This is a genomic window from Tsukamurella sp. TY48, from assembly GCF_019656655.1.
Taxonomy (GTDB): Bacteria; Actinomycetota; Actinomycetes; order Mycobacteriales; family Mycobacteriaceae; genus Tsukamurella; species Tsukamurella strandjordii.
Map to the genome: position 1 here is coordinate 615,533 of NZ_BPMV01000001.1, position 22,493 is coordinate 638,025.

Below are 22,493 nucleotides of genomic sequence, written 5' to 3' on the forward strand. Positions count from 1 at the left end.
TGGCCCGACGCTCGGTGTACACCTGTTCACGGATTCGGCGCGCAAGACCCTTCATTCATGCTTGTCGCAAGTGATAGCCTGAGGGCAGTTCAATCTCACGCACGGCTTCTACCTGCAGAAACTCTTGTGGCATTTCCCACAGGGATCGAAGGGAAGCGCAGGTCAACGGCCGCCCGCGTGTATCGGAAAGGACCGATCATGGCTCTGCTGAACATGCCGCGAGTTACCCACATGGCCCGTATGCGTGGCCGCTCGTTCCCGGGTCAGACCGAGTACGAGCAGACGCTCAACGACCTGTCGGAGGCGTCGGTACGGCGCAACTTCGACCCGTACGTCGACATCGATTGGGACGATCCCGAGCTGGCGATCACCCCGAACGATCCGCGCTGGGTGTGCAACCCGCGCTTCGATCCGATCGGCCGGCACCCCTGGTACCAGGCGCAGCCGCTGGAGAAGCAGATCGAGATCGGCATGTGGCGCCAGGCCAATGTCGCCAAGGTCGGCCTCCAGTTCGAGTCGATCCTGATCCGCGGAATCATGCAGTACACCGCCGTGCAGCCGAACAACTCGCCCGAGTTCCGGTACGCCACGCACGAGGCGAAGGAGGAGTGCCAGCACACGCTGATGTTCCAGGAGTTCGTCAACCGCGTGGGCATGGACGTCCCCGGTGGCGCGTGGTGGTTCCGCCGCCTCTCGCCCATCATCCCGCTGGCGGCCACCACCTTCCCGAACATCTTCTACATGGGCGTGCTCGCCGGCGAGGAGCCGATCGACCACCTGCAGAAGCAGTTCCTGCGCTCCGCGGATACGCAGCACCCGGTGATGACCTCGGTGATGCAGATCCACGTGGCCGAGGAGGCCCGGCACATCGGCTTCGCGCACCAGCTGCTCGAGCACAAGATCCCCACCCGCGGCCCCATCCCCCGCTTCCTGCTCTCGCTGGCGCTGCCGCTGGTGATGCGCATCCTGCTCGGCGCCATCATGGTGCCGCCGAGGCAGTTCTGGGACACCTTCGACATCCCGCGCTCGGTGAAGAAGGACATCTTCTGGCGTTCGCCCGAGTCGAAGAACCTCAAGCGGGAGGTCTTCGGCGACGTTCGGATGCTCGCGGATCGCACGGGCCTGATGAATCCGGTCTCGCGTGTGCTGTGGCGCGTACTGGGCATCAACGGTCGGTCCTCGCGTTTCCGTAGCGAGCCGTCCTACGCTGCTCAGTAGCCCGACTCAGCCCCAACAATCCGGCTCGGCGGTCATCCGCCGAGCCGGACCCGTATGACCGGAGAAAACCGGAGAGGCGAACCATGCCCCACGTGATCACCCAGTCCTGCTGTAGCGATGCGGCGTGCACCTTCGCGTGCCCGGTGAACTGCATCCATCCGACGCCCGATGAGCCGGGCTTCGCGACGGCCGAGATGCTGTACGTCGACCCGACGACGTGCGTGGATTGCGGCGCCTGCGTGACGGCGTGCCCGGTGGACGCGATCGGACCCGCGCACCGCCTTCCCGAGGAGCACAAGGTCTACATCGAGATCAACCGCTCGTTGGCCGCGGCGGATCCGGCGAACTCGTCGCTCGGCGGGCCGAACCCGCAGGAGCGCAGCCGGCCTCCGATGGCGCACACCGTGCCCCCGAAGCAGCTCCCCATCCCCGATGGCACCGTCGTGAGCGTGGGCGTGATCGGCAGCGGCCCGGCCGCGATGTACGCGGCCGATGAGCTGCTGCGCTGGGAGGGCGTCACCGTCGACGTCTACGAGAAGCTGTCGACGCCCTACGGCCTGGCCCGGTTCGGCGTGGCTCCGGATCACACCCGCACCCGCAAGGTCTCCGGCCTGTTCGACAAGGTCGCGGCCGATCCCAACTTCACGATCCACCTGAACACCGAGGTGGGCCGGCCCGGCACCGGGAGCGCCGCGAACGCCGCGCGCGAGTACGTCTCCCTGGAGGAGCTGCGCCGCCGGCACGACGCGATCATCGTGGCGGTCGGGGCGAGCACCGATAAGAAGCTGGGCATCGAGGGCGAGGACCTGCCGAACGTGCGCAGCGCCACCGACTTCGTGGCCTGGTACAACGGCCACCCCGAGCATCGCGGCGACGACGTGGACCTGTCGCACGACCGCATCGTGATCATCGGCAACGGCAACGTGGCGTTGGACGCCGCCCGCATCCTCACCGCCGAGCCGGAGGAGTTGGAGGGCACCACCATCTCCCCCGCGGCGCTGGCCGCACTGAAGAACTCGAAGGTCGAGGAGGTGGTGATCGTGGCCCGTCGCGGCCCCGAGCACGCCGCCTTCACGCTGCCCGAGGCGCTGGGCCTCGCGGACGAGCGCACCGTGATCGTGCACCCGGATCCGGATGTCGCCGAGACCCTGGTCGCGGGGAGTGATTCGGAGCTGGTCTCGCACAAGCTGCAGCTGCTGGAGTCGATGGAGACCCAGTCGGAAGCGCCGCGCCGCATCCGGTTCCGGTTCCTCACCACGCCCGAGTCGATCGAGGACACGGGCGACGGCCTGGTGCTGCACGCCAAGCACACCGAGACCGGCGAGGCGATCGAGTTGCCCGTCGGCATGGTGTTCACCTCGGTGGGCTACCGCGGTGTGCCGGTCGAGGGATTGCCCTTCGACGAGCGCCGCGCGGTGCTGCCGAACGAGGCCGGCCGGGTGCTCGGGGACGACGGTGCGCCGCTGCCCGGCGTATACGTGACGGGCTGGATCAAGCGCGGTCCCAACGGTTTCATCGGTACGAACAAGACCGACTCGCAGGAGACGGTGGAGAAGTTCGCGGAAGACGTGATGAGCGGGGTCGTCAAGGGCCGCCCGGCGGGCAAGCGCAAGCGCACCCTGGGCCGCTTCCTGGGCGCGTAGTCTTCGGGCCGTGGCTTCCCGCTCCGAGCACGGCGAACCGGTGGACGTGACCGTCGGTGATCGCACCGTGCGGATCTCCAGCCCGGATCGGGTGTACTACCCGCAGATCGGGGCGACGAAGCTCGACGTGGTGCGGTACTACGAGGCCGTGGGCCCGGGAATCGTTCGCGCGCTGCGTGATCGTCCGACGATGCTGCACCGGTATCCGAAGGGCGTCGACGGGCCGAAGGTCCATCAGAAGCGGATTCCCGCGGGTGCGCCCGATTGGCTCGAGACCGTGGAGATCTACTTCCCGCGGTTCGGCCGGACCGCCGACGAGGTGGTGGTCACCGAGCTCGGCTCCGTGATCTGGGCGGCGCAGATGTCCACCGTGGAGTTCCATCCGTGGAACTGCCGGCGCACCGATCTGGACTGCCCGGACGAATGGCGGATCGATCTGGACCCGATGCCGGACTGCCCGTGGGAGCGCGTGCAGCGCGTGGCCGGCGTCGTTCACGAGGTGCTCGATGAACTGGGCATCCGCGGCTTCCCCAAGACCTCGGGCGGTTCGGGCCTGCATGTGTACGTGCGGATCTCGCCTTTGTGGACGTTCTCGCAGGTGCGCCGTGCCGCGCTGGCCTTCGCACAGGAGGTGGAACGCCGCGCTCCGGACGATGTGACGACGGCGTGGTGGCGCAAGGAACGCGATCCCGCGGCGGTGTTCGTGGACTACAACCAGAACGCCCGCGATCACACCATCGCGTGCGCGTACTCGCTGCGCGGCACCCCGATCGCCACCGCCTCCGCCCCGATCACGTGGGACGAGGTGCCGGACGTGCACCCCGACGACTTCACCCTCCGCACGCTCCCCGCCCGCTTCGCCGAGCTCGGCGACCTGCACGCCGAGATCGATGACGAGGCGTTCTCACTGGACACCCTGATCGCATGGGCCGACCGCGATGGTCTCCCGGACGAGTAGGGACAGCGCTGCGCGCATTGTTTCAGTAAACTCACAGTGTGTTCAGGCCAAGATCGCGGAAGGCGGTGTCGATTCTCGCGTGCGGCGCCGTCGTCCTCGCGGTGACCGGTGCCGTATGGGCTACCCATCGCCCCGCTGATCGCGTACCGAACGGCCTGCCGATCGCGGAGGCCACGGGACTGTGCGACGGCTGCACCGTGAATGGCGGCTTCATTCCCGATCAGATCGTCACCGAGGCCACGTGGGAGCAGGGGCTGTTTCCGTGCGACGCCGGATTCCATTCGACGAGCCCGATCCGCATCTACGGCCGGTGCGTACCCGACGTCACCTATCGAGTCTGGACCGCCCGAACAGAGGAGCACGTCCGCAAGCAGGGCGACGAGCCGGCACGACGCTGTGAACCCGGCACTGTGGACACGGATCAGGGCCCTACGTTCACGCCGCGCACCCGCAACGGGAACGACGTCTCCGTGAGCTTCACCCTGTACCTGAAGTGCAGCGCCGCCGTAGCCCTGCAACCCGAGCTGACAGGCAAGACCTTCGATCTCTATGTCGCGTATATGCGCCAGCATCTGATGGTCGAATCGTGGGACACGAAGACCGGCGCGAAGGTCGACGGACCGCATCCGCTCGGCGTCAACGAGACCCCGACTCCCAACGTGATCGGTGTCCTCGCGTAACGCACGCGCCGCCGCACAGCGGCACTCGCGGCACGAGAACCGGTGCCCGTTGACCGGTACTGCTGGCCACTGACGCGCGGCGGCTGCGATCAACCCGATCGGAACGGTGGGCAGCAGCTCATGCGGAGCCGAGCATGAGTGCATGACCGTCACCGACGAACTGCTTGCGAACAACGCCGCCTACGCCGCGAGTTTCTCGGGGCCGCTTCCACTACCTCCGGCCAAGCACGTCGCCGTCGTCGCGTGCATGGACGCGCGACTGGACGTCTACCGCGCCCTCGGCCTGAAAGAAGGTGAGGCGCACGTGATCCGCAACGCGGGCGGCGTGATCACCGAGGACCAGATCCGGTCGCTGGCGATCAGCCAGAGACTACTGGGGACCACCGAGATCATCCTGATCCATCACACCGACTGCGGGATGCTCACCTTCACAGATGATCAGTTCAAGGCCGACATCCTGGCCGATACCGGCATCAAGCCCGCCTGGGCCGCCGAGGCCTTCGACGATCTGGAAGCCGATGTGCGGCAGTCCATCAAGCGGATCTCGTCCAGTCGGTTCATCCCGGCGACCACGTCACTCCGCGGTTTCGTCTTCGACGTCGCCACGGGACGCCTGCACGAGGTCGCCGCCGGCTAGCGGCCGTCCTCGTTCAATGCCGCCCCAGAGTCCTCGGGTTTCGGCGGCGAAACCCCGGCGTGTCGTCTCCGAAACCGCAGTACCCGCGACGGATTAGGGCACCCCGAGGAAATCGAGCAGGCCCCGGGCGGGTTCCAGCGCCGTGGAGACGTTGGCTGCGGCGACGATCCCCGCCCCGACTGCCACGACCAGCGTCGCGAGCGCCCAGCCCCGTCGATCCTGTCGCCAATCGCGCACCGCGCAGGTGAGCACCACGATCGTCAGCGCGCCGGCCATGATCACCAATACGAGGTGGTACCAGGCGAAGTCATTCACGAGGGCGTCGATCGGGGGAGACAACTCGCCTGCCGTGAGCTGGCGCCGCATCAGGCCAAGGGCTTCCGCGAGCGGACCGTCGGACTCGGAGACGCGACTGCCGAGCAGCGAGAACGCCGACGACAGCGGTGCGAGCGATCCCTGCACGTTGGCGATGAGGAGCACGGCCGGGATGAGCGCTAGCGCACGATGTCCGAGGTACAGTGCGAGCACCACGAGCAGTCCCGCGAAGACCGCCTTGACGAGGTGATAGCGCGACCAGTCGTCCACGAGTGCTCGCAGGCCCGGCGTGAGATCCGCGGTGCCTCCGGCGATGTACGGCGGGAACTCGCGTCCCGCTCGCGCATCGAAGCCCGTCCCGACGATCTGCCGTGGCGCGACCAGGAAGCAGAACGTGAGGAATGCGGCGATTCCGATCGCGACCGGCGGCCGTCGAATCAGGGCAGAAACTGTGCTGTCGTCCCCGCGTCCTGTGGCCATTAGAAGATCGGCGTGCCGGGCGATGCTCGGCGGATGGCTCGGAGTGCCTCGTCGAACTTGGGGCGCGTCCCGATCTGCCAGGTCACGCGGTAGCGCCGGGCCGTGGACGGCAGCCCCATCGAGGCAGCGTTCAGGCCGGCGAGAGGCAGTCGGGGCAATCCGGGCTTCACCGGCACACCCTTCACCCCCAGCACGTGGATCGTGGGGCCGAATCGTCCGCCCTGGTAGCTGCCGACGTAGATGGCCTCCACGCCTGACCATGCGAACGCGAACCCACTTCTGGGCGAACGGATCCCCTGCTCGTCGACGATCAGCGCGGTGCGGCGCACAGTCAACGTCGCCAGAACGAAGACGAAGCACACCGCGCAGAAGACCAGAACGATCCACCCCATCACCGGCGCGGAGAACGGCCCACGGATCTCGGAATCGGGTGATCCGATCATGGCGAGCGCGACGAATGCCGCCAGTGGGACGACGACGAAGTAAAGCAGCAGCACACCGATGGTGAGCCGCTGCTTCGCTACGAAAGGACTCAGAAGTCCCAGTCCTCGTCTTCGGTGTTGACGGCCTTGCCGATCACGTACGACGAGCCGGAGCCGGAGAAGAAGTCGTGGTTCTCGTCTGCGTTGGGCGAAAGAGCCGACAGGATAGCCGGATTCACGTCGGTGGCGTCCTTGGGGAACAGCGCCTCGTAGCCCAGGTTCATCAGGGCCTTGTTGGCGTTGTAGCGCAGGAACTTCTTGACATCCTCCGAGAGACCCACCTCGTCGTACAGCGACTCGGTGTAGTCCTCCTCGTTGGAGTATAGCTCCATGAGCAGCTCGAAGGTGTAGTCCTTGAGCTCCTCGCGGCGCTGCGGGCTCTGTGTCTCCAGGCCGCGCTGGTACTTGTACCCGATGTAGTAACCGTGCACGGCCTCGTCGCGGATGATCAGGCGGATCATGTCGGCCGTGTTGGTGAGCTTGGCGCGCGAGCTCCAGTACATCGGCAGGTAGAAGCCGCTGTAGAACAGGAAGGACTCGAGCAGGGTGGAGGCCACCTTGCGCTTGAGCGGATCGTCGCCCCGGTAGAAGTCCATGACGATCTGCGCCTTGCGCTGCAGTTGCTCGTTCTCCTCCGACCAACGGAAGGCGTCGTCGATCTCGCGCGTGCTGCACAGCGTGGAGAAGATCGAGCTGTAGCTCTTGGCGTGCACCGACTCCATGAACGCGATGTTGGTGAGCACCGCCTCCTCGTGCGGAGTGGTGGCGTCGGGGATCAGGCTGACGGCGCCGACGGTGCCCTGGATCGTGTCGAGCAGCGTGAGGCCCGTGAAGACCCGCATGGTGAGCTGCTTCTCGTAGTCGGTGAGCGTGCCCCACGAGGGGATGTCGTTGCTGACCGGCACCTTCTCGGGCAGCCAGAAGTTGCCCGTCAGGCGATCCCAGACCTCGGCGTCCTTCTCATCCGGAACCCGGTTCCAGTTGATCGCCGACACCCGGCTGACGAGCTTGATGGGCGCGCCGTCGGCGGGGCTGTGAGCGGCGGTTTCAGACATGACACCTCTGTTTTCGCAGATCTGGATTTCAACGTGCATGACACTACCCCTTGGGTCTGACAGTTCCCGGCAACGCAAGGTGTTGTGTCATCGAGCCTGTTCGGCGTGTCGCGGCACGTCCCACCACCGCCCCGGTCAGATCACCAGGGTCGCCAGCAGGCCTTCGATCACGGCGCGCTCGCCACGCACCTCGACCGTGTCGAGGGGCAATCGACGCCACAGCACCAGCTCCAGATCCGAGGCGGTGCCGCGCAGAGTGAGGTCGGCGGGCGCGAGAGCGTCCTCACCGCCGAGTACATCGACGCCGTCCGCACGCAGCCGCACGACCCACTCGTCGCCGGTGTCGGTGGCCACGATCGCGATCACCCTGCCCGCCAGCTCGGGCGCGAGCCCCTGCCTCCCGAGAATCAGCGGCATCTGCATCTGCGTGAGTTCGGTGATGCCGTCGGCGGCGACCGCCGGAGCGATGGCCTCCGCCCCGTCGGGCAGGGAGTTCTGCAGATCCCAGCGATGCACGGATACCTCCTGCGTCATGCGGCGCATCCAGAACCTGGCCTTCGTCCGCCCGACGAAGGCCCGGGCCGGCTCGTCGGGATCGTGCCTGCGCAGCTCGTCGAGCAGAGCCGCGACCACTCCCGCGTACCAGCCGAGCACGGCAGCACCGTCGGGTGCGTCGGAGACGTCCGGCACGAATCGATCCGTGGAATCGGCACCCGCCTGCAGGAACATGGTGGCCCATCGGTTCGCGGCGCCCGTGTGGATCACCAGGTCACGCACCGTCCACCCCGGGCAACTCGGCACGGGCCGGCCGAGCCCCTCGGGGTCGGTAGCGGCGATGCGGGCACCGTCGGCGGCGATGGAGTCGAACCAGAGGGCAGTGGCCATTCCCCGACCTTACGAGTGGCGGGCTCGTCGCACGTCGGGTTCAGTTCAGCCGTTTCGCGCGCTGTCCGGAAGGGCCGCTGCTATCGTCCGAATTCAGTATCAAACATCACGAATGGGGAATGTCATGCAGCTCCGGACACTACTCGTGGCGGCCGCTTCCGTCGCGGCGGTCGCTGTTCTCGCGCCGCCCGTCGCACAGGCGGAGCCGAACAGCGTGGGGTGCGCCTCGTCGCCCGATGTCGGCCCGCCGTCGACGGCGGGCGGCCTGTTCGGCACCGCACCACTCACCTTCCCCGCACCCCTCGTCGCCGGGTGGGACCTCGGCACGGGGTTCTCGCGCGGCGCCGCAACCACTGCCTCCGCGCGCTACTCCCCCGGCGGCAATGTGATGAATCTCGTCGAGGTCGGCCGCCTGCGCGTCGAGCCCGGCAGCCACGACACGATGGGAATGGCGATCGCCTTCTCGCTGTGCCGCTTCCCGAATCCGGCGATCACGAACGACGCGTCGAAGGAGACGGTCGATCGCCGCACCACCCCGGTCCGCTTCGGTCCGGTCGCGGGCACACGCCTCGATCTCAACGTCAACATCACCCCACAGGGAGACAAGTCCGCGGAGACGGACTGGTTCACCATCGTCGTTCTGGACACCACGCCCACGTCGTACTTCCTCGGCGGGGCGAACAAGGCCAACGCCGAGGCGCGGGGCAAGGTCGACGCAGTGATCCGGGAGCTGCGCGTTCGTTAGGTTCCTCAGTGCCTAGGTGATTCGCACGGCATCGAGCAGGGCCTCGGCCACTGCGCGGTCGCCGTGGATGTCGAGTGCGCCCAGGGGCACGCGCCGCCACAGCGCGAGATACAGATCCGAGGCGTCACCGCGCAACGCCACATCGGCCTTCGCGTGGCCGTGCGCGAGTGCGAGCGAGTCCTGCGCCAGGGTGAAGGTCCATTCGGCATCGTCGCGATCGGTTCCGTGCAGGTGGACGGTGCGCCCGGCGAGTTCGGCGGGCAACCCCGGTCCACGGGAGAGGAACCGCGGGGCGAAGACCTCGGCCCACTCCGCGACGCCGTCGGCGGCGAGCAGCGAATCGACGGGATGTGCCGCAGCCGAAGCATTCTCGCCGTCCCATCGGTGCACCGCCGTCTCGTGGGCCTGGCGTCGCATCCAGAACCGCGCGGTGGTGCGGCCCGCGAAGTAGCGGGCGGGCTCATCGGGGTCGTGCCGGCGGAGCTCATCCACCAGGCCCGTCAACCGGTCGCGGTACCAGTCGGTCACGGCCGGGCCGTGCGGCGCATCGTCCTCGATCGGCGCGAACCGCTCCGTCGAGTCCGGGCCGGTCACGAGGAAGGTCGCAGCCCATCGGTGCACCGCGCCGAGGTGCACGATCAGATCGCGCACCGTCCAGCCGGGGCAACTCGGCACATCCTCCCCGAGACGCTCGGCGGGTGTTGCCGCGACGGCCGCGCCGTCGCGTTCGAGTGCGGCGATCCAATCGTTCGGGCCCATCATGATCGCGACGATACCGCCGAAGGGGCATGCTGGAGCCGTGACCGAACTGCCGATGTTCCCGTTGGGCGCCGTGCTGCTGCCGGGTGAGGAGCTGCCGTTGCGCATCTTCGAACCGCGCTACCGGCGGCTGGTGGAGCACTGCCTGGCGACCGACGGCCGGTTCGGCGTCGTCCTGATCGAACGCGGCAGCGAGGTGGGCGGCGGCGACGTCCGCACCGATGTTGGCACCGTCGCGCAGATCGACCGCTACGTGCGCCGGATGGGTGGCGAGTTCACTCTGGTGTGCCGCGGCACGGAGCGGATCCGGGTACGGAGCTGGCTCCCCGAGGACCCGTACCCGCTCGCCGAGGCGGAGCCGTGGCCCGACGAGGTGCAGCCCGCCGTCGACCTCATCCCCCTGCTCGGCAAACGCGACGAGATCGAACGCCTCGCCGCGCAACTCGCGCGCCGCGAAGGGGCCAAGCCGCGACGGTGGCCCAAGCTCAAGCTCCCCGAGAATCGGGTGGAGCGCAGCTACTTCCTCGCCCGCGCGCTGCCGCTGTCCGATGCCGATCGGCACCGGGCCCTCGCGGCGCCGGGGCCGGCCGATCGGATTCGCCTGCTCACCGATGCACTCGACGATGTGATCGCCTCGCTGCGGTTCCGCCTGCAGTAGCGCGGAGTCGACCGTCCGGCGCCGCCGTGTCCGGTGCGATCGCCGCGGTGTCATTAAGCTGAGCCCGTGCAGCTCAGTGACTTCAACGCTCTCGACTCCCGCGACGCCGCGCGCCTCGTGCGCGTGTGGGCGGCGGTTCCGGCCTGGGCCGATGCGGTCGTGGCCGCCCGGCCCTACGGGTCGACCGCGGAGCTGGTCGAGCACGCCTCGGCGTTGTCCGCGGAGTGGACTGCCGAGGATCTGGACGCGGCTCTCGCCCACCACCCGCGAATCGGTCAGCGGGCCACCGGTAACGACGCCGACGCACGCGCCTCGGCCTCGGAGCAGGCCGCGGTGTCCGATGCCGATACCGCGGTGCGGGCGGAGATCGCCGCCGCCAATGCCGCCTACGAATCTCGTTTCGGCCGTGTCTTCCTGGTGCGTGCGGCGGGACGATCAGCACAGGAGATCCTCGTGGAGGCGCAACGACGACTGACGAACGACGACGCGACGGAGATCGCCGAGGGACTCGACGCGCTCCGCGAGATCGCCACCCTGCGCATGCGATCCGATCTACCCGAGGAGGCCACCGCATGAGCCATCTGACCACGCACATCCTGGATTCGGTAGCGGGCGCCCCCGCCGCCGACGTGGAGGCGGTGCTCGCGCGCGCCGACGGGACGGAGATCGATCGCGGCCGTACCGATTCCGACGGACGGCTGGCACTCGGGCCCGAGCACCTGCCCGACGGCGACTACCTGCTGCGGTTCGAGACCGGCCGGTACTTCGCGGACACCGGGCAGGAGAGCTTCCACCCGTTCGTGATGATCGCCTTCACCGTGGCGGGCCTTCCCCACTATCACGTTCCGCTGCTGCTCAGCCCGTTCTCGTACACCACCTACCGGGGCAGCTGACCGCCGCGGAAACATCGTCGTAATCCCCTGGGCCCGATCGGAAATACCCGTGTGACACGGCCCGCATAGCGTGCTGGACATGAAGGTCATCATCATCGGCGCGGGCGTGGGCGGAACCAGCGCCGGCATCGCCCTGCGCCGGCTCGGACACGACGTGACGATCTACGACAAGATGCGGGAGAACCGGCCGGTGGGCGCCGCGCTGTCGCTGTGGTCCAACGGTGTGAAGGTGCTCAACTGGCTGGGGCTGCCGGACCGGGTCGCGGCGCTGGGCGGCGATATGGCGACGATGGCCTACCTCGACGGTCACAGCGGTGAGCAGTTGTGCCGGTTCAGCCTCGCCCCTGTGACCGCGCAGACGGGCCAGAAGCCCTATCCCGTGGCCCGGGCCGATCTGCAGGCCCTGCTGATGGACACCTTCGGGATGGATCGGATCCATCTGGGCAGGCAGCTGGTCGACGTGGCGGACGACGGGACCACCGTGACCGCGACCTTCGCCGACGGCAGTACGGACACCGCCGACATGCTGATCGGCGCCGACGGGGCCCGGTCGACGGTGCGCGATTACGTGACACCGGAGGGCGCACCGCGGATCGAACGGAAGTACTCCGGCTACACCAACTTCAACGGACTCGTGCCGCTGTCCGCGGAGATCGGGCCACCGGATCAGTGGACCACCTACGTCGCGGAGGGCAAGCGCGCCGCCGTGATGCCGATCGCGGGCGATCGCTTCTACTTCTGGTTCGACGTCCCCCAGGAGCACGGACTCCCGTACGACCCGTCCGACGGGATCGCGCCCCTGCGTGCGGCGTTCGACGACTGGGCGCCGGGAGTGCAGGCCCTGCTGGCGAGCATCGACCCCGCGACCTCGATCAACCGGGTCGAGATCTGGGACATCGATCCGTTCCACACGTGGGTGCGGGGGCGGGTCGCGATCCTCGGCGATGCCGCGCACAACACGGCCCCCGATATCGGCCAGGGCGCGTGCTCGGCCCTGGAGGACTCCTTCGCGTTGGGCATCGCGGTCGCGACCAACACCGTCTCGGTGCAGGACACGCTGCTGCGGTACCAGAAGATCCGGTCCGAGCGGGCGGGCGATCTCGTTCTGCGCGCCCGCAAGCGCGGCGATGAGACGCACGCCTTCGATCCTCAGGTCACGCAGGCCTGGTACGACGGACTCCGGGGCGCCGACGGTGCCGGGATCATCCGCGGGATCGTCGGCAACATCGAGGACAGTCCGGTCAACCTGGGCGGCGGCGTCCTCGACTGACTACCCCAGGGCGATCAGCTCGGCCGCGATCGACACGGCGATCGCGGCCGGCCCGCTGGCGCCGATCGCCATGCCCACCGGCGAGCGGAGTCGCGCGACCTCCGCAGCGGTGAGCTCCCCCGCGAGCGCGGCGCGATGGCCCTGCCCGGTGGCGGCCGATCCCAGTGCTCCCACGTAGCCGAGACCGCTGCGCAGCGCCTCCGCGAGAACGTCTGTGGCGTAGCGCTCGTCGTGCGTCAGCAGCACGAGTGCATCGGCGGGACCGGCCTGCGCCTCCGCGAGCACCCGGTCGGGCCAGCCACAGATCACCTCGTCGGCCTCGTCCACCTGAAGTCGGGTGGCGAACGCGGGACGCGGGTCGATCACCACCACCCGGTAGCCCAGCGGTCCCGCGAGCCCGGCCAGGGCCGCCGCGAGACTGGTCGCGCCCACCAGGAACAGTCGCCGCCGGGGCTCGCACCTGCCGCTGCGCGCGGCGATGGCGGCGAGAGTGGAATCCGGGTCGAGCACCGGGAATCGCTCGATACCGATCCGCAGCGTGCCGCCGCACGTGGTGGCGGCGAACGGGCCACCACCGGGGCCGTACGTCCGCGTGCGCGGGCGGCCGTCGGCGAGCACCCGATGCGCCGCGGCCACCACATCGCCCTCCACGCATCCGGCGGAGACGGTGCCCACCACTCCGTGCTCCCACACCAGCAGCTGCTCGCCGACGGGCAGCGGCGCGGGGCGGGTGACCTCGTCGATGGTCGCCACCGCGATGTCTCCGGAGGCCGCGGTCACCGCTCGCCGGAAGGATTCCGGGAGAAGGCGGTTCATCGTGCACCCCCGATCGGAACCGGCCGGTCGATATCGAGGCCGGTGGCGAGGTCCCCGCAGTCGATCAGCTCGGTGGTCTCGGGGAGGTGCGGTCCCAGGCCCCGGTCCGCATCCCGGGGGCCCGCGCCGAGCAGTGCTGCGATGAGCGGCTCCCGGTGCCGTGCCGCGAGATACACCGGGTGCCCGGGTACGCCGTCGTACTCCGCACGCGCCGTGCCGCCTTCGGACCTGCGCCCGGCGCGGATCACGCGGCGCACGCACTGCGCCCCGATGTCGGGGGTGTCGACCAGCCCGACGACCACGTCGCCGCGGGCGCGTGCGAGACCCGCCGCCACCGAACGGCTCAGCCCCACCGACCAGTCGCCGGCCACCACGATCTCGGCGCCGGGGATGTGCGCCGTGGGATCGGCTCCGAGCACCACCAGGACTCGCGTGCATCCACCGTCGGCCAGTGCGCGCACCGCGGTTCGTGCCCATCGGCCGCCTGCCGCTCGCACCTTGGGCATGCCGAACCGAGTTCCCGCACCGGCGGCGAGCAGCACCCCGGTGAGGCGCGGTTCCGCCTGTTCGGCGAGCAGTTCGATCGGCATCGCCGCAGTGTAGGCACGGTTCCGCCGGCCTCGCGCGGCGCTTGTGCGATCCTCCAAAGGCCGGCGGGGCGGGGCTCCACTTTTCGTTTCTCCGGCACACGCGCGCCGTGGCGAACCGGGTGCACTCTGGGCGGCATGACCACCTCGCTCCGGCCGACATCCGCGGTCCAGCCCCACCCTGTCGACCGCGTACCGTCGGCGGGACGGCTCGTGGCCTACGGCGCGCAGCACGTCGTCGCCTTCTACGCCGGCGCCGTCCTGGTACCGATCATCATCGCCCGCGCGATCGGCCTGTCCGCAGATGAACTGCGCCTGCTGATCATGGCCGACCTGTTCACCTGCGGGATCGCGTCGATCATCCAGTCGGTCGGCTTCTGGAAGGTGGGCGTGCGGCTGCCGCTGCTTCAAGGTGTCACCTTCGCCTGCGTGAGCCCGGTGGTGGCCATCGCGTTGAGCAAGGGCGGCGGCACCGCAGGGCTGCTCTACGCCTACGGCGCGGTGATCGTGGCCGGGGTGTTCACCTTCCTCATCGCGCCGTACTTCGCGCGACTGCTGAAGTTCTTCACGCCGGTGGTCACGGGTACCGTCCTCACCTTGATCGGCATCTCCCTGCTGCCGGTGGGCGCACATGACGCCGTCACCAATCCGCATACCGGCCAGGAGGATCCCGGGAACATCCGCTGGTTGCTGTACGCGCTCGGGACCATCGCGGTCATCGTCCTGATCCAGCGCTTCTTCCGCGGCTTCATGAAGACGGTCGCAGTGTTGATCGGCCTCGTCGGCGGGACCGCGGTCGCCTTCCTGCTGGGCGACGCGTCCTTCGACGAGGTCGGTCGCGCCGATGTCGTCGGCTTCGCCCATCCCTTCGTTTTCGGGCTTCCCCGCTTCGATCCGGTCGCGATCATCTCGATGATCGTCGTGATGCTCATCATCGCCGTCGAGTCCACGGGCAGCGTCTTCGCGACCGGAGACATCGTCGGCAAACGCATCGGCAAGGAGGAGATCGCCGCCACCGTGCGGGCCGACGGCGTCGCCTCCGTGATCGGCGGTGTCTTCAATTCCTTTCCCTACACCTGCTTCTCGGAGAACGTAGGACTGGTCAGGCTCACCGGTGTGAAGAGCCGTTGGGTGGTCGCAGCGGCCGGCTGCATCATGATCGTGCTCGGCTTGCTTCCCAAGGGAGCCGCTGCCGTCGCGTCGATCCCCGCGCCGGTCCTGGGCGGGGCTGCGCTCACGCTGTTCGCTACGGTCGCGGTGATCGGCATCCAGGTGCTGTCCCGCGTCGATTTCTCCGATCACCGGAACCTGATCATCGTGGCCACCTCACTCGGCATGGGCATCCTGGTGACCACCTATCCGAAGGTCTCCGAGGCGGTGCCGCCGTGGCTGGAGATCCTGTTCGGCTCGGGCATCACGCTCGGCAGCGTGACCGCGATCGCGTTGAACCTGCTGTTCTTCCACGTGGGACGGCGAGAGGGACCCGCGGTCGCGGGTGGCCCGTCCGACGGCGTGATCACGCTGCCCGAGGTGAACGCGATGTCGCGCGAGCAGTTCGGCGAGACCTTCGGCGCCGTGGTGCAGAACAGCGATTGGGTGCTCGACCGCGCGTTCGCCGGGGCGCCGTTCGCGGACACCGGGGATCTGCGGGCGGCCTTCGCCGAAGCCATCCTCTCCGGCTCGGATGCCGAGAAGGCGGAGCTGATCCGCAGCTTCCCCGACCTGGGCGCCCGCGACGCCGAGGGTGCCGCCCTCGCCGCCGATCACACCGCGCTGGCCGATCTCGGTCCGGACGAGCGCGCCGAGGTCGATGCGCTCGCCGTCGCCTACCGCGACCAGTTCGGATTCCCGCTGGTGGTGTGCGCCCGGGAGATCGCACGCTACGACCGGGTGGTGCGCTCGGGCCGCGAACGACTGGAGAACTCCGCAGCCACCGAGCGGGCCTTCGCTGTCGTGGAGATCGCGAAGATCGTCAACTACCGCTTCGACGACACCGTCGCGAACGCGAACCCGATCGCGTCCGCGCTCGGCGCGGGTCCCTCGATCGAGGGAAGGTGGTGATGGCCCTGCCCACCACCGTCTTCCGTTCCCGGCTCGTCGACACCGTTCCCGGCTCGAACGGCCCCGCGCTCCGCATCGAGGTCGACGGTGCGCTGGCGGTCCGCTCGGATGGGACGATCGGCTTCCGCGGGGCGTGGGCCGACCTGCCCGCCGAATACGGCGCCGCGCCCGTCGTCGATCATCGGGACGGATTCGTGTTACCGGGGTTCGTCGATACCCACGTGCACTTCCCCCAGGTGTTCTCGACCGGCGCGTACGGGGGCGGCAGGCTCCTGACGTGGTTGGAGCGCTGCATCTTCCCCGCCGAGGCGAGGCTCGCCGATCCCGCGTTCGCGGACATCGCGGCCGACGCCTTCTGCGCGCGTCGCGCCGCGGCGGGCACCACCACCGCCCTGGTCTTCGGGTCCGCCTTCCCCGGAGCGCAGAAGGCGCTGTACACGCAGTCCCTCGCTTGGGGCCTGCGCACGATCTCGGGCCGCGGCGTCCAGACGCTCGGACCCGCGGCGGCGGCACCCCTGCTCACCGACATCGACACCGCGCTCGGACTGTGCCGGGACGAGATCGGCGAATGGCACGGCGCGGGCGACGGACTCGTGCGGTCGGCGGTGGTACCGCGGTTCGCCCTCTCCCTCGCGCCCGCCGAGATGCGCCGGCTCGCCGACTTCTACGACGAGGTGCGCGGCGACGGCGTCTACTTCCACTCCCACCTCTCCGAGAACGATTCCGGCCCGGACGGTGAGGTCGCCGCGGTGCGCCGCGCGTACGGGACCACGAACTACCTCGATGCGTACGCCGGTTTCCTCGGTCGCCGTTCGGTGTTCGCGCACGCGGTCCACTGCGACGACGGCGAACTCTCCGCACTGGCCGCGGCGGGATCGTCGATCGCGCACTGTCCGGTCTCGCAGCTCTTCCTCGGCTCGGGCACCATGCCCTGGCGGCGCACGATCGACGCGGGGGTCACGGTGGCCCTCGGCACCGACGTGGGGGCGGGCGACGAATGGCTGCTGCCACGGGTCGCGAACACGGCGTACAAGGTGCACCTCAGCGATCGCGACTCGGTGGCGCTCGATGCCGCAACCCTGCTCGACCTGTGCACCCTCGCCGGTGCCCGCGCACTCGACCTCGACGACCGCATCGGCAACCTCGAGGCGGGCAAGGAGGCCGACTTCGTGGTGGTCGATCCTCACCGCTCCTCCGGGCTCCGGGCCTCGCTCGAGCACTGCGGAAGCGGTTCCGAGGCTGCGGTGTTCACGCTGCTCATGACCATGCGGGAGGACGCCGTGGCTTCGACCTACGTGCGCGGGCGCCAGGTGCTCTCGCCCGCGCTGTGAGTCAGAGCAGTTCGAGTGCGAGGGAGACGTCCACCCGCGCGCGGTTGTCCGAGACGTCGCGGCCGGTCAGCTCCGCCGCCTTGGCGATCCGGTAGCGCACCGAGTTCGGGTGCAGGTGCAGCTCGTCCGCGGTCCGCACCCAGGACCCGCCGGTGGCGAGGAACACGCGCAGCGTCGCCAACAGGTCCGACCCCGAACGCTCGTCGTGGTCGATGAGCGGTCCGAGTACGCGGGCCACGAAGTCCTCGCGCACCCGGTCGGGCACATAGGCGAACAATGCCCGGGCCGAGCTGAGTTCGGCCGCCGTGTGCAGGGACACCGGCCCGTCGCCGAGATCGGCGGCCAGCCGGGCCGCGCGCACGGCGCCGCCCACGCCCTCGGCGGGCGAGGGGTCGGAGACCCCGATCCGCACCGGGCCGTCGAGGGCCGGCGCCACGCGCAGGAGATGCCGCCGCAGCTCGTCGCAGGCCGAGCCGACTGCACCGCCGGGCAGGTGGGCGATCACATCACCCTCGTCGACGCCCACCGTCACCCCGGCGAGCGCCACGAGCGCATCCCGGACCAGGCCACGCAGCAGCCGCGGATCGCCGCCCCGGACCACCACGACGGTGCCCGCGCCGAGGCGGCCATCGCCTGCGACGAGCGCTGCGACCGCGGCGTCACCGTCCGCATCGGCGAGCCGCGCGACATCCGATTCGCGCGCACGCACCAGCGAGGTGATGGCGATGAACTCGTCGTAGGCGTCCCAAGCGTCGCGGGGGATCGCCGCCGGTGCGGCGCCGAGGAACAGGTACCAGGCGGTCGCGAGAGTGCGGCGCGAACCGACCGGGACGAGCGTTCCTCCCGATACCGCGAGCGGAAAGCTGCGGGCCGACTGTGCGGCGGCCGCGATCTCGTCGAGCTGGGCGTCCGTGGTGGCGAGCCCCACCGCCGCGACTCGCTTCCCCGCGGCGGTGAGCAACTGGCAGCCGATGCCGGTGGCCGCCACCACCGAAGCGGCGATCTCATCGAGCGCCCTCCCCTCGGCCAGCGCCGCGAGCAACTTGCGGGAGCGATCCAGGGCGGCGTGCACCTGCTCGGCCTGGCGCTGCGCCGCGTGGATGAAGGCGTGTGTCAGATCACCGAAGGAGACATCGGCGGGCACCGCGAACAGCGCCATTCCCGCGCGGGAGCAGGCGTCCACGAAGTGGTCGGGCACCGCACCGAAGTGGTCCATGCCGGCGCCGATCGCCACCGCCCCGCCGGCCGCCACGGACCGCACGAACTGCTCGGATTCGGCGGCATCACCGGAGTGGAAGAGCAGGCCAGTGAGCACCAGCTCGCCGCCGCTGAGGTAGCGCTCGGGGACGGGCTGATCGGTGGTGAACACCCGGCCCAGCTCCACCGCGCGTGCCTCCCCGGGATCCACCAGGAGCCGCAGCCGGAACTCCGGGATGTCGATGAGTTCGCCGAGCCGCACGCCGCCTCCTTCCGTCGTAGATTCCCACAATAACGGCGCCGTGTAACCACCGGATTTCGTAGCGCGAGCGGTATCCGGGGGCGCGCGGGCCCCGTTGAATCACCCCATGGACCTCCCCGCCATCCACACCGTGATCGCCCCCGCCGAACGGGAGGCGCTCCCCGTATCCGGGCTGTTCGTGGCCGGTGGAACCTGGGTCTTCTCCGAACCGCAGCTCGACCGGACGGTGCTCGTGGACCTCATGGCGCTCGGGTGGCGCCCGGTCACTGTGCGATCCGACGGCGTCGACGTCGCCGCCACCGCGACGCTCGACGAGCTGGCCGGGTTCGACTACCCCGCGGCATGGCCCGCCACGGGGCTGTTCGGCGAGGCCGCACAGTGTCTGCTGGCCTCGTTCAAGGTGTTGGGCGCTGCGACGATCGGCGGGAACCTGGCGCTCGCGTACCCCGCGGGGGCGATGATCGCCGCCGCGGTCGCGCTCGATGCGGAGGTCCTGGTGTGGCGCGCCGACGGGACGGCCGACGTGGTGGCCGCCGCGGATTTCGTGCGCGGGAGCGGACGCACCGTGCTCGGCCCGGGAGACCTGATCCGCAGCCTGCACTTCCCGGCGACGGCGCTGGCCTCGCCGACGGCGCTCCGCAAGGCGGCGATGGCCGACCGCGGCCGCTCCGGAGCGCTGCTCATCGGCCGCACCGCGGCCGACGGATCGCCACGCCTCGTGGTGACGGCCGCGACGCACCGGCCCGTCGTTCTCGGGGCCGGCACCCCGTGGGCGTCGACGGGCAGCGTCATCGCCGACGAGCTCTTCGTCGACGATGTGCACGGCGCGGCGGACTGGCGGCGCGCGGTGGTCGGGGTGCTCGCCGCCGAGATCGCCGACGAACTGGGGTGGACGTCGTGAAGCTCACCGTGGACGGCCGTGCCGTCGAAGTCGACCCGGCCCCCGGACAATGCCTGCGCACCGTACTGCGCGACCTGGGCACCCATGCCGTGAAGCGGGGCTGCGATCACGGCGACTGCGGCGCGTGCACCGTGCTGGTGGACGGCGCGGCGCGGCACTCGTGCATCACGCCCGCGTTCCGCGCCGACGGTGCCGAGATCGTCACCGCGGCAGGCCTGGCCGCCCCGGGCGAGACCTGCTCGGTCGCGCAGGATTTCGTGGCGGCGGCAGGATTCCAGTGCGGCTACTGCACGCCGGGAATGGTGGTCACGGCGGCGGCGCACCGGGCCGGGCAGGGACCGCGCGCCGAGGCCGAGGCCTTCAAGGGCAATCTCTGCCGGTGCACGGGCTATCGATCCGTCCGCAGCGCACTGGCCGGCGCGCCCGGTGCGGACTGTCCCCGCGCCCCCGCCGCCGCGGCGGTCGTCACCGGCGCGGCGGCGTTCACCCTGGACGAGGAGGCGCCGCCCGGCACCCTCCACCTGCGTTTCGTGCTCAGCCCGCACGCCCACGCCCGCGTATTGACCGTCGACGCCACCTCGGCGCTCGCCATCCCCGGAGTGCGGGCGGTACTGGGGCCGGACGACGATCCGGGAGTGCTGCATTCGTGGGCGCGGCACCACGACCGCGCCGACGACCCGGATGACACGCTCCTGTACGACCCGATCGCCCGGTACGCGGGGCAGCGCATGGTGGCGGTGATCGCCGACGATGCGCGCGCCGCCGAACGCGGCGCCGCGGCGGTGACGATCGAGTACGAGATCCTGCCCGCCGTCCTCGATCCCGAGCAGGCGCTGACGAGCGACGTACGAGTGCACGGCGATAAGGACGCCGCATCCAGGATCGCCGATCCGGCGCGCAATCTGGTGGCCGCGGGGTCCGCGCACACCGGCGACGCCGACCGCGGTCTGGACGATGCGGCCTTCACCGTCGACGAGGTGTGGCGAACGGGCCGGGTACAGCACGTGCACTTGGAAACCCACTGCGCACGGGCGTGGACGGGTGACGACGGCAGGCTCACCGTCCGCAGTTCGACGCAGGTCCCGTTCCTGGTGCGCGACGAACTGGCGCTGCTCCTGGGGTTGGACCGCGATCGCGTGCGGGTGCTCACGGGCCGGGTGGGCGGCGGCTTCGGCGGCAAGCAGGAGATGTTGGTGGAAGCGTATGTGGCGCATGCCGCGCTGCGCCTCGGTGTGCCGGTCCAGTGCGAGATGACGCGGCGGGAGCAATTCGTGACGGCACCGTCGCGGCATCCGATGCGGGTGCGGGTGCGGGCGGGATGCGATGCCGACGGGGTGCTCACCGCGCTCGATATCGACGTCCTGGCGAACGCCGGTGCGTACGGCAACCACTCGACCGGGGTGATGTTCCACGGCTGCAGCGAATCGACGGCGGTGTACCGCTGCGCGAACAAGCGGATCGAGGCGCGGGCGGTGTACACGAACACGTTGCCGTCCGGCGCCTTCCGCGGATACGGCCTGGGGCAGGTGGGCTTCGCGATCGAGGGCGCGATGACGGAGCTGGCTCGACAGGCCGGTCTGGACCCGGTGGAGTTCCGGCGCCGCAACGCGGTGCGCGCCGGCGACCCACTGGTGGATTTCCATGTGGCGGGCCCCGATCCGGCCGATGGCGATCTCACCTACGGCGGCAGCTACGGTCTCGATCAGTGCCTCGATGCTGTGCATGACCGGCTGGGCCCGCCCGTGGACGCCCCGGCGGGATGGGCGGTGGGCCGTGGCGCGGCGCTCGCGATGATCGCGACGCTGCCGCCGCGCGGCCACATCGCCGACGCCACCGTCGAGCTCACCGCCGACGGTCCCCTGCTGTCGGTGGGGACCGCGGAGTTCGGCAACGGCACCACCACCGTGTTGGGACAGCTCGTGGCGCAGACGCTCGGCTGCGACCCCGACGAGGTGTCGATCCGGCAGTCCGACACCGACGCGGTCGGCCACGACACGGGTGCGTTCGGTTCGGCCGGCACGGTGGTCGCCGGGCGGGCGGTGCTGGCCGCGGCCCAGGACGCGGCGGCGCAGCTGCGCGCCACGCACGGGACCGAGTCCTTCTCGGGAGCGCAATTGCGCAGCGCCACAGGGATCATCGGGCGTGGGCGGCACGACGGTACGCCGCGCTCGCTCGCCTTCAACGTGCAGGGATTCGTCGTCGCGGTGCGGCGGGAAACCGGCGAGGTGCGCATCCTGCGGTCGGTGCACGCCGCCGATGCGGGAACGGTGCTCAACCCCGAGCAGTTGCGCGGCCAGATCGAGGGCGCGGTGGTGCAGGCGCTCGGCACGGCGATGTACGAGGAGATGCGGATCGACGAGTCCGGTGCGGTGGAGAACCCGGAGCTGCGGAACTATCACGTGCCGCAGATGGGCGATGCGCCGGAGACGGAGGTGGTCTTCGCCGAGACCTACGACGAACTGGGGCCACTCGGCGCGAAGTCGATGAGCGAGGCGCCCTACAACCCGGTGGCCCCTGCCCTCGCCGCCGCGGTCGCCGACGCCATCGGCACCCCGATCCGGGAACTACCGCTCTCCCGGGACAGGGTCTGGCGGGCATCGTCCCTACCGTGATCGGTCCGCGAACACGAAGCAGGCCGGAGGACTGCTCCTCCGGCCTGC

At 69.8% G+C, this 22,493-nt stretch carries 22 protein-coding genes; 14 read left to right on the plus strand and 8 right to left on the minus strand.

Annotation, left to right across the window (positions count from 1 at the left end):
• Positions 1 to 213: 213 nt before the first annotated feature.
• The 5 genes from TTY48_RS03015 (at position 214) to TTY48_RS03035 (ending at position 5,136) form a co-directional block, all read left to right on the plus strand.
• Entirely contained in the window at positions 214 to 1,218 is a 1,005-nt protein-coding gene (locus TTY48_RS03015) for a diiron oxygenase (protein ID WP_255585714.1), read from the plus strand.
• An 83-nt stretch (positions 1,219 to 1,301) separates the two neighbouring features.
• Positions 1,302 to 2,861, plus strand: coding sequence for an FAD-dependent oxidoreductase (locus TTY48_RS03020; RefSeq protein WP_220656102.1), 1,560 nt, complete (start codon positions 1,302 to 1,304; stop codon positions 2,859 to 2,861).
• A 10-nt stretch (positions 2,862 to 2,871) separates the two neighbouring features.
• Positions 2,872 to 3,819 carry a non-homologous end-joining DNA ligase gene (ligD, locus tag TTY48_RS03025; RefSeq protein WP_220656103.1) on the plus strand — a complete coding sequence of 316 codons (948 nt, stop codon included), beginning with the start codon at positions 2,872 to 2,874 and terminating at the stop codon, positions 3,817 to 3,819.
• A 38-nt stretch (positions 3,820 to 3,857) separates the two neighbouring features.
• Positions 3,858 to 4,499 carry a hypothetical protein gene (locus TTY48_RS03030; protein ID WP_220656104.1) on the plus strand — a complete coding sequence of 214 codons (642 nt, stop codon included), beginning with the start codon at positions 3,858 to 3,860 and terminating at the stop codon, positions 4,497 to 4,499.
• 142 nt (positions 4,500 to 4,641) lie between these two features.
• Positions 4,642 to 5,136, plus strand: a complete 495-nt coding sequence (locus tag TTY48_RS03035) for a carbonic anhydrase (protein WP_220656105.1) — start codon at positions 4,642 to 4,644, stop codon at positions 5,134 to 5,136.
• 93 nt (positions 5,137 to 5,229) lie between these two features.
• On the opposite strand, the gene TTY48_RS03040 is transcribed toward TTY48_RS03035, so the two are convergent.
• The 4 genes from TTY48_RS03040 to TTY48_RS03055 form a co-directional block, all read right to left on the minus strand.
• The gene (locus TTY48_RS03040; protein ID WP_220656106.1) at positions 5,230 to 5,931 is read right to left on the minus strand and encodes a hypothetical protein; all 702 of its coding nucleotides are present in this window, start codon (positions 5,929 to 5,931) and stop codon (positions 5,230 to 5,232) included.
• Complete coding sequence (locus TTY48_RS03045) at positions 5,931 to 6,428, minus strand: hypothetical protein (protein WP_220656107.1); 498 nt, start codon at positions 6,426 to 6,428, stop codon at positions 5,931 to 5,933. The genes TTY48_RS03040 and TTY48_RS03045 overlap by 1 nt, the downstream gene beginning before the upstream one ends.
• Positions 6,429 to 6,463: 35 nt before the next feature.
• The gene (nrdF, locus tag TTY48_RS03050; protein ID WP_220656108.1) at positions 6,464 to 7,468 is read right to left on the minus strand and encodes a class 1b ribonucleoside-diphosphate reductase subunit beta; all 1,005 of its coding nucleotides are present in this window, start codon (positions 7,466 to 7,468) and stop codon (positions 6,464 to 6,466) included.
• A gap of 135 nt (positions 7,469 to 7,603) precedes the next feature.
• Complete coding sequence (locus TTY48_RS03055) at positions 7,604 to 8,353, minus strand: maleylpyruvate isomerase N-terminal domain-containing protein (protein WP_220656109.1); 750 nt, start codon at positions 8,351 to 8,353, stop codon at positions 7,604 to 7,606.
• A gap of 124 nt (positions 8,354 to 8,477) precedes the next feature.
• Here TTY48_RS03055 and TTY48_RS03060 point away from each other — a divergent pair, with 124 nt between their 5' ends.
• Entirely contained in the window at positions 8,478 to 9,098 is a 621-nt protein-coding gene (locus TTY48_RS03060) for a hypothetical protein (protein WP_220656110.1), read from the plus strand.
• 12 nt (positions 9,099 to 9,110) lie between these two features.
• Here TTY48_RS03060 and TTY48_RS03065 read toward each other — a convergent pair whose 3' ends face one another.
• Positions 9,111 to 9,860: a maleylpyruvate isomerase family mycothiol-dependent enzyme gene (locus TTY48_RS03065; protein WP_255585476.1), complete on the minus strand. Its 750-nt coding sequence runs from the start codon at positions 9,858 to 9,860 to the stop codon at positions 9,111 to 9,113.
• Positions 9,861 to 9,897: 37 nt separating this feature from the next.
• Between TTY48_RS03065 and TTY48_RS03070 the strand changes: the two genes are divergently transcribed.
• The 4 genes from TTY48_RS03070 (at position 9,898) to hpxO (ending at position 12,678) form a co-directional block, all read left to right on the plus strand.
• Positions 9,898 to 10,515 carry an LON peptidase substrate-binding domain-containing protein gene (locus tag TTY48_RS03070; protein ID WP_308443051.1) on the plus strand — a complete coding sequence of 206 codons (618 nt, stop codon included), beginning with the start codon at positions 9,898 to 9,900 and terminating at the stop codon, positions 10,513 to 10,515.
• Between the two features lie 66 nt (positions 10,516 to 10,581).
• On the plus strand, positions 10,582 to 11,091 hold the full coding sequence (gene uraD / locus TTY48_RS03075) for a 2-oxo-4-hydroxy-4-carboxy-5-ureidoimidazoline decarboxylase (RefSeq protein ID WP_220656111.1): 510 nt from the start codon (positions 10,582 to 10,584) through the stop codon (positions 11,089 to 11,091).
• Positions 11,088 to 11,408 (plus strand): hydroxyisourate hydrolase, encoded by a 321-nt coding sequence (gene uraH / locus TTY48_RS03080; protein WP_220656112.1) that lies wholly within the window; start codon positions 11,088 to 11,090, stop codon positions 11,406 to 11,408. The genes uraD and uraH overlap by 4 nt, the downstream gene beginning before the upstream one ends.
• Positions 11,409 to 11,487: 79 nt before the next feature.
• Entirely contained in the window at positions 11,488 to 12,678 is a 1,191-nt protein-coding gene (gene hpxO, locus TTY48_RS03085) for an FAD-dependent urate hydroxylase HpxO (RefSeq protein WP_220656113.1), read from the plus strand.
• On the opposite strand, the gene TTY48_RS03090 is transcribed toward hpxO, so the two are convergent.
• Together TTY48_RS03090 and TTY48_RS03095 are read right to left on the minus strand one after the other, a co-directional pair.
• A complete protein-coding gene (locus tag TTY48_RS03090; protein ID WP_220656114.1) occupies positions 12,679 to 13,494 on the minus strand; it encodes an XdhC family protein in 816 nt (271 codons plus the stop codon).
• Positions 13,491 to 14,084: an NTP transferase domain-containing protein gene (locus TTY48_RS03095; protein WP_220656115.1), complete on the minus strand. Its 594-nt coding sequence runs from the start codon at positions 14,082 to 14,084 to the stop codon at positions 13,491 to 13,493. Before TTY48_RS03095 ends, TTY48_RS03090 begins: the two co-directional genes overlap by 4 nt.
• A 135-nt stretch (positions 14,085 to 14,219) precedes the next feature.
• Between TTY48_RS03095 and TTY48_RS03100 the strand changes: the two genes are divergently transcribed.
• Both TTY48_RS03100 and TTY48_RS03105 read left to right on the plus strand, forming a co-directional pair.
• Positions 14,220 to 16,142 (plus strand): solute carrier family 23 protein, encoded by a 1,923-nt coding sequence (locus tag TTY48_RS03100; RefSeq protein ID WP_220656116.1) that lies wholly within the window; start codon positions 14,220 to 14,222, stop codon positions 16,140 to 16,142.
• A complete protein-coding gene (locus TTY48_RS03105; protein WP_220656117.1) occupies positions 16,142 to 17,473 on the plus strand; it encodes an amidohydrolase family protein in 1,332 nt (443 codons plus the stop codon). Before TTY48_RS03100 ends, TTY48_RS03105 begins: the two co-directional genes overlap by 1 nt.
• A gap of 1 nt (position 17,474) precedes the next feature.
• On the opposite strand, the gene TTY48_RS03110 is transcribed toward TTY48_RS03105, so the two are convergent.
• Entirely contained in the window at positions 17,475 to 18,932 is a 1,458-nt protein-coding gene (locus TTY48_RS03110; protein ID WP_220656118.1) for a helix-turn-helix domain-containing protein, read from the minus strand.
• Between the two features lie 106 nt (positions 18,933 to 19,038).
• Here TTY48_RS03110 and TTY48_RS03115 point away from each other — a divergent pair, with 106 nt between their 5' ends.
• Positions 19,039 to 19,833 carry an FAD binding domain-containing protein gene (locus TTY48_RS03115; protein WP_220656119.1) on the plus strand — a complete coding sequence of 265 codons (795 nt, stop codon included), beginning with the start codon at positions 19,039 to 19,041 and terminating at the stop codon, positions 19,831 to 19,833.
• Positions 19,830 to 22,445: a molybdopterin-dependent oxidoreductase gene (locus tag TTY48_RS03120; RefSeq protein WP_220658425.1), complete on the plus strand. Its 2,616-nt coding sequence runs from the start codon at positions 19,830 to 19,832 to the stop codon at positions 22,443 to 22,445. Before TTY48_RS03115 ends, TTY48_RS03120 begins: the two co-directional genes overlap by 4 nt.
• The last annotated feature ends 48 nt before the right edge of the window (positions 22,446 to 22,493 follow it).

Coding starts and splice junctions, on each gene's coding strand:
- TTY48_RS03015 (WP_255585714.1), top strand. CDS start 214: ATGCCGCGAGTTACCCACATGGCCCGTATGCGTGGCCGCTCGTTCCCG.
- TTY48_RS03020 (WP_220656102.1), top strand. CDS start 1,302: ATGCCCCACGTGATCACCCAGTCCTGCTGTAGCGATGCGGCGTGCACC.
- TTY48_RS03035 (WP_220656105.1), top strand. CDS start 4,642: ATGACCGTCACCGACGAACTGCTTGCGAACAACGCCGCCTACGCCGCG.
- TTY48_RS03040 (WP_220656106.1), bottom strand. CDS start 5,931: ATGGCCACAGGACGCGGGGACGACAGCACAGTTTCTGCCCTGATTCGA.
- nrdF (WP_220656108.1), bottom strand. CDS start 7,468: ATGTCTGAAACCGCCGCTCACAGCCCCGCCGACGGCGCGCCCATCAAG.
- TTY48_RS03055 (WP_220656109.1), bottom strand. CDS start 8,353: ATGGCCACTGCCCTCTGGTTCGACTCCATCGCCGCCGACGGTGCCCGC.
- TTY48_RS03060 (WP_220656110.1), top strand. CDS start 8,478: ATGCAGCTCCGGACACTACTCGTGGCGGCCGCTTCCGTCGCGGCGGTC.
- TTY48_RS03065 (WP_255585476.1), bottom strand. CDS start 9,860: ATGATGGGCCCGAACGATTGGATCGCCGCACTCGAACGCGACGGCGCG.
- uraH (WP_220656112.1), top strand. CDS start 11,088: ATGAGCCATCTGACCACGCACATCCTGGATTCGGTAGCGGGCGCCCCC.
- hpxO (WP_220656113.1), top strand. CDS start 11,488: ATGAAGGTCATCATCATCGGCGCGGGCGTGGGCGGAACCAGCGCCGGC.
- TTY48_RS03090 (WP_220656114.1), bottom strand. CDS start 13,494: ATGAACCGCCTTCTCCCGGAATCCTTCCGGCGAGCGGTGACCGCGGCC.
- TTY48_RS03095 (WP_220656115.1), bottom strand. CDS start 14,084: ATGCCGATCGAACTGCTCGCCGAACAGGCGGAACCGCGCCTCACCGGG.
- TTY48_RS03100 (WP_220656116.1), top strand. CDS start 14,220: ATGACCACCTCGCTCCGGCCGACATCCGCGGTCCAGCCCCACCCTGTC.
- TTY48_RS03105 (WP_220656117.1), top strand. CDS start 16,142: ATGGCCCTGCCCACCACCGTCTTCCGTTCCCGGCTCGTCGACACCGTT.
- TTY48_RS03115 (WP_220656119.1), top strand. CDS start 19,039: ATGGACCTCCCCGCCATCCACACCGTGATCGCCCCCGCCGAACGGGAG.